At 69.4% G+C, this 9272-nt stretch carries 8 protein-coding genes; 2 read left to right on the forward strand and 6 right to left on the reverse strand.

All coding sequences use genetic code 11. From position 1 onward, the window contains the following. Positions 1-11: 11 nt before the first annotated feature. Positions 12-581: a DUF3043 domain-containing protein gene (locus VNT50_RS09985; protein WP_325484971.1), complete on the forward strand. Its 570-nt coding sequence runs from the start codon at positions 12-14 to the stop codon at positions 579-581. Between the two features lie 14 nt (positions 582-595). On the opposite strand, the gene VNT50_RS09990 is transcribed toward VNT50_RS09985, so the two are convergent. The 5 genes from VNT50_RS09990 to dnaE all read right to left on the reverse strand — a co-directional run bounded on the left by VNT50_RS09990 (position 596) and on the right by dnaE (position 8108). Beyond that, on the reverse strand, positions 596-1627 hold the full coding sequence (locus VNT50_RS09990; RefSeq protein ID WP_325484964.1) for a quinone-dependent dihydroorotate dehydrogenase: 1032 nt from the start codon (positions 1625-1627) through the stop codon (positions 596-598). A gap of 67 nt (positions 1628-1694) precedes the next feature. Continuing rightward, positions 1695-2144, reverse strand: coding sequence for a transcriptional regulator NrdR (gene nrdR / locus VNT50_RS09995; RefSeq protein ID WP_325484965.1), 450 nt, complete (start codon positions 2142-2144; stop codon positions 1695-1697). A 28-nt stretch (positions 2145-2172) separates the two neighbouring features. Then, positions 2173-3510 carry a histidinol dehydrogenase gene (gene hisD, locus VNT50_RS10000; protein WP_325484966.1) on the reverse strand — a complete coding sequence of 446 codons (1338 nt, stop codon included), beginning with the start codon at positions 3508-3510 and terminating at the stop codon, positions 2173-2175. Position 3511: 1 nt separating this feature from the next. Continuing rightward, positions 3512-4501 (reverse strand): hypothetical protein, encoded by a 990-nt coding sequence (locus tag VNT50_RS10005; RefSeq protein ID WP_325484967.1) that lies wholly within the window; start codon positions 4499-4501, stop codon positions 3512-3514. Between the two features lie 76 nt (positions 4502-4577). Beyond that, on the reverse strand, positions 4578-8108 hold the full coding sequence (dnaE, locus tag VNT50_RS10010) for a DNA polymerase III subunit alpha (RefSeq protein ID WP_325484968.1): 3531 nt from the start codon (positions 8106-8108) through the stop codon (positions 4578-4580). 189 nt (positions 8109-8297) lie between these two features. On the opposite strand from dnaE, the gene VNT50_RS10015 reads away from it, so the two are divergent. Continuing rightward, positions 8298-8777: an NUDIX hydrolase gene (locus tag VNT50_RS10015; protein ID WP_325484969.1), complete on the forward strand. Its 480-nt coding sequence runs from the start codon at positions 8298-8300 to the stop codon at positions 8775-8777. Positions 8778-8781: 4 nt separating this feature from the next. On the opposite strand, the gene VNT50_RS10020 is transcribed toward VNT50_RS10015, so the two are convergent. Continuing rightward, positions 8782-9272 (reverse strand): GNAT family N-acetyltransferase (locus tag VNT50_RS10020; RefSeq protein WP_325484970.1); only part of this gene is annotated, 491 nt, incomplete at its 5' end.

Raw genomic sequence — 9272 nt, forward strand, 5'->3', positions numbered from 1 at the left:
GAGGTTCCGCCGTGGCCAAGACACCCGCTGCCCCCGTCCCCGCCGACGAGCATGCCGAGGCGAACGCCGCCGGCAAGGGCCGCGCGACCCCGACGCGCGCCGAGCAGGAGGCCGCCCGCAAGCGCCCCCTCGTGGCCGACACCAAGGAGGCCAAGGCGCGCGCCCGCGCCGACCTCGCCGCAGCCCGCGACAAGGCGCGCCTCGGCATGGCCGCCGGCGACGAGCGTTACCTTCCGGCGCGGGACAAGGGCCCGCAGCGCAAGTTCGTGCGTGACTTCGTGGATGCCGGGTGGCACCTGGGCGAGTTCGTCATGCCCATGATGGTCATCGTCATCGTGGCAACGTTCATCCCCATCAGGTTCTTCCAGTACTGGTCGTTCGTCGGCCTGTGGATCTTCATCCTCTTCGTCATCGGCGACATGATCATCCTCTCGCTGCGCATCAAGAAGAAGGTCGGCGACAAGTTCGGCGTCGACAAGCGCGAGAAGGGCATCGGCTGGTACGCAGCGATGCGCTCGATGCAGATGCGCTTCATGCGCCTCCCCAAGCCGCAGGTCAAGCGCGGTCAGCGCCCCGCGTAGCTGGGGACCGCCCGTCAGCGGCGGCCGGCCGCCGCAAGGCCCCGGTTGATCTGACGCGCCCAGAGCGGGCCGCGGTAGAGGAACGCCGTGTAGCCCTGCACGAGGGTGGCACCGGCATCCAGCCGCTCGCGCACGTCGTCGGCCGTCTCCACTCCCCCGACCGAGATGACGCAGAACTCCTCCGGGACGACGGCGCGGACGAGGCGGAGCACCTCGAGCGAGCGCCGCTTCAACGGCGCTCCCGAGAGCCCGCCCGCTCCGGCCGCTTCGACGGCGGCGGCGTCGGTGACGAGCCCTTCGCGCGAGATGGTCGTGTTCGTGGCGATGAGCCCGGCGAGGCCGAGCTGCACGGCCAGCTGCGCGATGGCCTTCACCTCGTCGTCCGGCAGATCGGGCGCGATCTTCACGAGCATCGGAGTGCTGCCCGCGGCATCCCGCACCGCCTCGAGGAGCGGGGCGAGCGTCTCGATCGCCTGCAGGCCGCGGAGCCCCGGCGTGTTCGGCGATGACACGTTCACGGCGAGGTAGTCGGCGAGCGGGGCGAGCAGCGTGGCGCTTCGGACGTAGTCGGATGTCGCATCAGCGACGTCGACGGCACGGCTCTTGCCGATGTTGATCCCGACGATCGTGCGCGGGCGTCGTCGGCGCAGCCGCTCCAGGCGCGGGGCGGCCGCCTCTGCCCCGCCGTTGTTGAAGCCCATGCGGTTGATGACGGCGCGATCGGCGACGAGCCGGAACAGCCGCGGCTTCGGGTTGCCCTCCTGCGCGATCGCGGTGACCGTGCCGGCCTCGACGTGGCCGAATCCCAGGGCGCCGAGGCCGCGGACGCCGAGAACGTTCTTGTCGAAGCCCGCCGCGACGCCGAACGGCGAGTCGAAGGTCAGGCCCAGGGCCCGGGTGGCGAGAGAGGGGTGGGGCTTTGCGATTGCCCGCGTGATCGGCGCGAACGGCCACACCCCGAGCACGCGGATGACGAGCATCCCGGCGTGGTGGGCGAACTCTGGGTCGAGGCGCGACAGGACGGCGCGGAAGAAGAAGGGATACATCGCCTCCAGGCTACCGGCGCGGTCCGGGCGCACCGTTCGGCGTGCGCCGGTCGAACCGCCTCGAAGGTCAGGCGTGATCGGCGCGGAGGTCGCGGATCGACGCCTCGAAGTCCTCCAGCGAGTCGAACGCCTGGTAGACGCTCGCGAACCGGAGGTAGGCGACCTCGTCGAGCTCGCGCAGCGGGCCGAGGATCGCGAGGCCGATCTCGTTCGTGTCGATCTGCGACGAGCCGGTCTGGCGCACCGATTCCTCGACCGTCTGGGCGAGCACGGCGAGGTCGGCCTCGGTGACCGGGCGGCCCTGGCACGCCTTGCGGACCCCCGACATCACCTTCTCCCGGCTGAACGGCTCGATGACTCCCGAGCGCTTGATGACATTGAGGCTCGCGGTCTCGATGGTCGAGAACCGGCCCCCGCACTCGGGGCACTGGCGCCGTCGGCGGATCGACAGACCGTCATCGCTCGTGCGGGAATCGATCACGCGCGAATCGGGATGACGGCAGAACGGACAGTGCATGGCCTGGACAGACTACGCCATGCGCCGTTCAGCGGCTCGGCGCCGTGCGCCGTTCAGCGCGGCTCCCGGGAAAGCGCGTCGTGACCGCCTCGCCGTGCGCGGGAAGGGCCTCCGCCTCGGCCAGTGCGACGATGCCGCCGCTCACCTGGCGCAGCGCGTCGTGGTCGTACTCGATGATCTGCTGCGGGCGCAGGAACGTGAACGCGCCGAGGCCCGACGCATAGCGCGCCTGTCCCCCCGTCGGCAGCACGTGGTTGCTACCGGCGAGGTAGTCCCCGAGGCTGACCGGCGAGTCCGGGCCGACGAAGATCGCGCCGGCGTTGACGTACTCGGAGGCGGCGGACGCGGCATCCGCGATGTGGAGCTCGAGGTGCTCGGGCGCGTAGGCGTTGCTGAACGCGGCGGCCGCACCCAGGTCATCGACCAGCACGATCGCCGATTGGGGGCCGGCAAGCGCGGCTTCGACGCGTTCGCTGTGGCGAGTGGATGCCGCGGCCAGTGCGACCTCGTCGGTCACCCGGTCGGCGAGCTCGGGAGACGTCGTGACGAGCACGGCCGAGGCCTGCTCGTCGTGCTCGGCCTGGCTCACGAGGTCGGCGGCGACGATGCGCGGATCGGCGGTGTCGTCGGCGACGATGAGGATCTCGGTGGCCCCGGCCTCGGAGTCCACCCCCACGATTCCCGCGACCGCGCGCTTTGCGGCGGCCACGAAGTTGTTGCCGGGCCCGCTCACGACATCGACCGGCTCGAGCCGCAGCGATGCGACGCCGTGCGCGAGCGCACCGATGGCGCCCGCTCCGCCCATGGCGTAGACCTCGTCTACGCCGAGCAGCCCCGCTGCCGCCAGGATCGTGGGGTGCACGCGTCCGCCGTTGTGGCTCTGCGCGGGTGAGGCGAGGGCGACGCTTCGCACTCCGGCGACCTGCGCGGGGACGACGTTCATCACGACGCTCGACGGGTAGACGGCCTTGCCCCCCGGAACGTACACGCCGACCCTCGACACCGGTTGCCACCGCTGGGTCACCCGCGCGCCCGGGGCGAGTTCGGTCGTCGAGGGAGCGGGAACCTGGGCTTGCGACGCGATGCGCACCCGGCGGATCGCCTCATCGAGCGCCTGACGGACGACGGGATCGAGTCCTGCGACCGCCTCGTCGATGTGGTGCTTGGGGACCCGCACCTCGTGTCCTGTGACGCCGTCGAACCGCGCGGCCTGCTCGCGGAGCGATTCCTCGCCGCGCGTACGGACGTCTTCGACGATGTCGTGCGCGGTCGTGATCGCGGTGGCGCGGGCATCCGCCGCCCGCGGGACGGCGGCAAGGAGTTCCGCGGTCGTCAGGCGGTGGCCGCGGAGATCGATCGTCCTCATGTCAGCCGCGCGTCACGCCGGACACATCGTGCAGGTAGCCGATGCGTCCGTCCTCGTGCCGCACGACGAAGGTCTCGCCGCGGTCCTCGATCACGAGCGCCCAGGCGGTGGGGCCGATGCGGAAGATCGGGATGTCGCGTTCGTCGACCACGTCGCGCTCCTCGGGCACGAGGGCCCAGAACGCCTGGTGGGCGGGCGCGGCGGCGGCCCGGGTCTCAGTCGAGGCTTGGTCGAGGATGCTGGTCCGGGCGGAGTCGTCGCTCCACTGCTGCTGCGGGCCGGTCGGCGTGGACGCGCTCGCGCCGGCGGCTCCGGCCGCGGTGTACGCGCCGGTGCCGTACGACCCGGTATCGGTCGACGGCTGCGCGGCGGCAGGCTCGCCGGCAGTGACGGCGGGCTCGGGAGCGGGGCGCTCGGGGCGCGGTCGGGCGATCACGCGGCGCACCGGGCGGGCGTTGCGGTGCGCCACGATCTCGGGGCGACCCTGGAAGTCTTCGCTGAGCGGGGCGATGAGCGGGGCGAACACCGTGAGCACGACGAGGGCGATCATGAGCGCCAACTCGACCCAGAGCACCCATCCACGCAGCCACGGGCCACCCTCGACCACGATGGCGATCGTCTCCCACAGCAGCTGCAGCCAGAGCACGGCCGACACCGAGAACGCGACGGACGCGAACTGATCGATGCCGAGCGATCCGACGCGGCGGATGCCGTCGGGCGAGAAGCGGCGGAGGACGATCAGGAAGACCGCGACGCTCGGCACGCCGATCGTGAGGATCCAGAGCAGCCCCGACGTCCACACGGAGTCGAAGCGCCCCGTGCTGATCGAGAAGAACGACACCACGAAGGCCAGGAGCCACGCGGCGAGGATGGCCAGCTCACGCACGGTGAACGGTCCGACCCCGTACTGCGTCGCCGGCTCCTCCGTCTCCGTGGTGGGGGCGGTCAGGCCCTCGGCTGCGTCGTCTGCATAGTCATCCGTCACGATCATTTCCTTCCGTGGAGCTCGGCGTGCGCCCCCGATACTACCCGCCGTGCTTGAGCGGCCCACGGGGTGAGGCGGGGTTCTAACCGAGGCAGTTGGGGCCGAGGATCGATTTCAGGTCGCCGAAGAGGTCGGCCGTCACGCGCACCGAGTGAGGGAGTTCGAACACCTTCGCCGTGCCGCCCTTGTGCAGTCTGATCGACACCTCGGTAGATCCCGCATGGCGCTGCAGCATCGACGCCAGTTCGAGCATGGCGGGCTCGGTGGCGCGATGTTCGGCGATCACGAGCGTGAGCGGCCCCGAGGCATCCATCGACCCGATATCGGGTGAGAACGCCGACTGGGCGTGCAGATTCATGCCGTCGTCTCGGCGCGATACGCGTCCTCGCACGACGAGGATCGCATCGGATTGCAGGAGCGGCTGGAACTCGGTGTAGGTCTTGCCCATGAACATGACCGTGATCTCGCCGTTGAAGTCCTCGACGGTGATCATGCCGTACGGGTTGCCGCTCGATTTCGCGACACGGTGCTGGACGCTGGTGATGAGGCCCGCGACCGTCACCTGGTCGCCGTCCTGCAGGTCGTCGGAGGTCAGCAGGTCATGGATCGACGTGGAGGCATGCTTCGCGAGCGCCACCTCGAGCCCGGCGAGCGGGTGGTCGGACACGTAGAGGCCGAGCATCTCGCGCTCGAACGCCAGCTTGTCCTTCTTGGTCCACTCGGGCCGGTCGGGCACCTTGGTGGTCTGCGTCGGCTCGTCCCAGAGGCTGTCGAAGTCGAACCCGACCTCGCCGTTCGCCTCGCGGCGCTTGTCGAGCACGGCCTGCTCCGTGGCATCCTCGTGGATCTCCATGAGGGCGCGGCGTGTTGCGCCCAACGAGTCGAAGGCACCGGCCTTGATGAGGGATTCGACTGTGCGCTTGTTCGCGACGTGGGCGGGCACCCTGGTCAGGAAGTCGTGGAACGACGTGAAGCCGCCCTGCTCGGCCACGGCCGCGGCGGTGCGCGCCTGCACGATCCCTTCGACGACGTTGGAGCCCACGTTGCGGACGGCCCCGAGGCCGAAGCGGATGTCGTCGCCGACGGCCGCGAAATACTTGATGGACTCTGTGACATCCGGCGGGAGCACCTTGATGCCCATCCGCCGGCACTCGTTGAGGTAGACCGCGAGCTTGTCCTTCGCGTCGCCGACGCTGGTCAGCAGTGCGGCCATGTACTCGGCCGGATAGTGCGCCTTGAGGTAAGCGGTCCAATAGGCGATGAGCCCGTACGCGGCCGTGTGCGCCTTGTTGAACGCGTAGTCGGCGAACGACTCGAGCACCTTCCACAGCGCCTCCTGCGCCTGGGGGCTGTACCCGTTCGAGGTCATGCCCCCGAAGAAGTCCTCCTGCTGCTTGTCGAGCTCGGACTTCTTCTTCTTGCCCATCGCGCGACGCAGGATGTCGGCCTGCCCGAGCGTGAAGCCGGCGAGCTTCTGGGCGGCCGCCATGACCTGCTCCTGGTAGACGATGAGGCCGTAGGTCGTATCGAGCACGTCGGAGAGGGGCTCGGCGAGCTCGGGATGGATCGGCTCGATCTCTTGCAGGCCGTTCTTGCGGAGGGCGTAGTTCGTGTGCGAGTTCACGCCCATGGGGCCGGGGCGGTACAGGGCGAGGACAGCCGAGATGTCCTCGAAGTTGTCGGGCTTCATGAGCCGGAGGAGGCTGCGCATCGGCCCGCCGTCGAGCTGGAACACTCCCAGCGTGTCGCCGCGGGCGAGCAGCTCGTACGACGCGGCGTCATCGAGCGCGAGGTCCTCCAGCACGAGCTCCTCATCGCGGTTGGCCCGGATGTTGTCGAGGGCGTCGTCGATGATCGTGAGGTTGCGGAGCCCCAGGAAGTCCATCTTGATCAGGCCGAGCGACTCGCAGGCCGGGTAGTCGAACTGCGTGACGATCTGGCCGTCCTGTTCCCGCTTCATGATCGGGATGATGTCGATCAGCGGCTCGCTCGACATGATCACGCCGGCGGCGTGCACACCCCACTGGCGCTTCAGGTTCTCGAGCCCCACGGCGGTATCGAAGACCGTCTTCGCCTCCGGATCGGTGTCGATGAGCGCCCGGAACTCGCTCGCTTCCTTGTAGCGCGGATGCTGCGGGTCGAACATGCCCTCGAGCGGCATGTCCTTGCCCATCACCGCGGGGGGCATGGCCTTGGTGAGCCGCTCCCCCATGCCGAACGGGAAGCCGAGCACGCGGCTCGCGTCCTTGAGCGCCTGCTTGGCCTTGATCGTGCCGTACGTCACGATCTGCGCGACGCGCTCGTCGCCATACTTCTCGGTGACGTACTGGATGACCTCGCCGCGGCGCCGGTCGTCGAAGTCGATGTCGAAGTCGGGCATCGAGACGCGGTCGGGGTTGAGGAACCGCTCGAACAGCAGGCCGTGCTGGAGGGGGTCGAGGTCGGTGATCCTCATGGCGTAGGCGGCCATCGATCCGGCGCCCGAACCACGTCCGGGACCGACCCGGATGCCGTTCTCCTTCGCCCAGTTGATGAAGTCGGCGACGACGAGGAAGTAGCCCGGGAATCCCATCTGCGCGATGACCGCGGTCTCGAAGTCGGCGCGTTCGCGCGCCGGGGCGGGGATGCCTGCCGGGTAACGGGCGTGCAGGCCCCTCTCGACCTCCTTGACGAACCAGCTCTGCTCGGTTTCGCCGGCGGGGACGGGATACCGCGGCATGTAGTTCGCGCTCGTGTCGAACGCGATCTCGACGCGCTCTGCGATCGCGAGGGTGTTGTCGCATGCCTCGGGGTTGTCGCGGAAGATGTGGCGCATCTGCGCCGGGGACTTGAGGTAGAACTCCTCGCCCTCGAACTTGAAGCGCTTGGGGTCATCGAGCGTCGAGCCCGACTGCACGCACAGCAGGGCCGCGTGGCTCTTGGCGTCGTGCTGGTGCGTGTAGTGCAGATCGTTCGTGGCGACCAGCGGCAGGTCGAGTTCCTTCGCCAGCCGCATGAGGTCGGTCATCGTGCGACGCTCGATGTCGATGCCGTGATCCATGACCTCGGCGTAGAAGTTGTCCTTGCCGAAGATGTCGCGGAACTCCGCCGCCGCCGCTTTCGCCGCGTCGTACTGACCGAGGCGGAGCCGCGTCTGCACCTCGCCACCGACGCAGCCGGTCGTCGCGATGACGCCCTTCGCGTAGGTCTGGAGAAGCTCCCGGTCGAGCCGCGGCTTGAAGTAGTAGCCCTCGAGCGAGGCGTACGACGACATGCGGAAGAGATTGTGCAGCCCCTCGTTGCTCTCGGCGAGCAGCGTCATGTGCGTATACGCACCCGAGCCCGAGACGTCGTCGTCGTTCTGGTCGGGGCTGCCCCAGCGCACACGGGCCTTGTCGGCGCGGTGCGTTCCGGGCGTGACATAGGCCTCCATGCCGATGATCGGCTTTATGCCCGTGTCGGTCGCGGTCTTGTAGAAATCGAAGGCTCCGAAGGTGTTGCCGTGGTCGGTGACCGCGATCGCCGGCATCCCCTGCTTCGTGGCCTCTTCGATCAGCGGCCTGACCCGCGCCGCCCCGTCGAGCATCGAGTATTCGCTGTGCACGTGCAGGTGAACGAAGGAGTCGGATGCCACGCGTCGAGTCTACGGTCGGGGTCCGACCCGCCCGCTCTTCGAACCCCCGAGCACGCGCTTCGGCGGACACGACCGCGGAGATCGCGGGCGACACGCCGGGGATGGATGCCGCGGCCCGGCGTGTCGATCCGAAATCCCGCAGTTGTGCTCGCGACGAGTGGAACGCGGGCCCCCTCGTAGGCTGGCGCCATGGCGACCCCCGAATTCGTGCTCGAGCTCCGCAGCCGCATCGGCGGCGCGCCCTTGCCCCTGGTGGGCGTCACCGCCGTGGTGTTCCGCGACGAGAAGGTGCTGCTCGGGCGCCGGGCGGACAATGGACGCCTCGAGTGCGTCTGCGGGATCGTCGATCCCGGCGAGCAGCCCGCCGACGCCGCGGTGCGCGAATGCCTCGAGGAGGCCGGCGTCAACGTCCGTGTGACGCGCCTCGCGCTCGTGCGTGCGCTCCCCCGCACGACATACGCGAACGGGGATCAGGTCGACTACCTCGACCTCGTCTTCCGGTGCGAGTGGGTCTCGGGCGAGCCGCACCCCGCCGACGGCGAGCTCACCGAGGTGTCGTGGCGAGGGCTCGAAGAGCTGGGCGACACGACCCCCGACCACGTGCGCAGCATCGCGCTGGCGCTCGCCGAGGACGACCCCGCCCGCTTCGAGGGGGGCCGGCCGCGCTAGCCGCTCAGCGCAGGTCGAGGCGCATGACGACGCGCGGGACGCCTCCCGACACGGAGTCGGTGTCGGCGGCCTTTTCGAAGCCCGCTCTCTCGAACATCGCGCGCGTGCCGACGTAGGCCATCGTCTGGTCGACCTTCTTACCCTTGTTGTCGACGGGATATCCCTCGATCGCGGGGGCACCGTTCTTGCGCGCGAAATCCACGGCACCTTCGATCAGCGCATGCGTGATCCCCTGCCCGCGATGCCCCGGCCGCGTGCGGATGCACCACAGCGACCACACGTCGAGGTCGTCGACGTGCGGGATCTTGCGATTCCGGGCGAAGGTCGTGTCGGCGCGCGGCGCCACGGCCGCCCAGCCGACCACCTCGTCCCCGTCGTACGCGAGCACGCCGGGCGCGCGCGTCGAACGGCAGAGCTTCTTGACGTACTCGCCGCGTTCGGGGCCCTTGAGCTCGCCGTTCAGCTTCGACGGGATGCGGTAGCTCAGGCACCAGC

It is taken from the genome of Microbacterium sp. (assembly GCF_035554235.1).
In the GTDB taxonomy this organism is placed as follows: Bacteria; Actinomycetota; Actinomycetes; order Actinomycetales; family Microbacteriaceae; genus Microbacterium.

What these genes read in the sequence shown, in the direction of transcription:
- VNT50_RS09990 (WP_325484964.1), bottom strand. Translation starts at nt 1,627, where the DNA reads ATGTATCCCTTCTTCTTCCGCGCCGTCCTGTCGCGCCTCGACCCAGAG.
- nrdR (WP_325484965.1), bottom strand. Translation starts at nt 2,144, where the DNA reads ATGCACTGTCCGTTCTGCCGTCATCCCGATTCGCGCGTGATCGATTCC.
- hisD (WP_325484966.1), bottom strand. Translation starts at nt 3,510, where the DNA reads ATGAGGACGATCGATCTCCGCGGCCACCGCCTGACGACCGCGGAACTC.
- VNT50_RS10005 (WP_325484967.1), bottom strand. Translation starts at nt 4,501, where the DNA reads ATGATCGTGACGGATGACTATGCAGACGACGCAGCCGAGGGCCTGACC.
- VNT50_RS10015 (WP_325484969.1), top strand. Translation starts at nt 8,298, where the DNA reads ATGGCGACCCCCGAATTCGTGCTCGAGCTCCGCAGCCGCATCGGCGGC.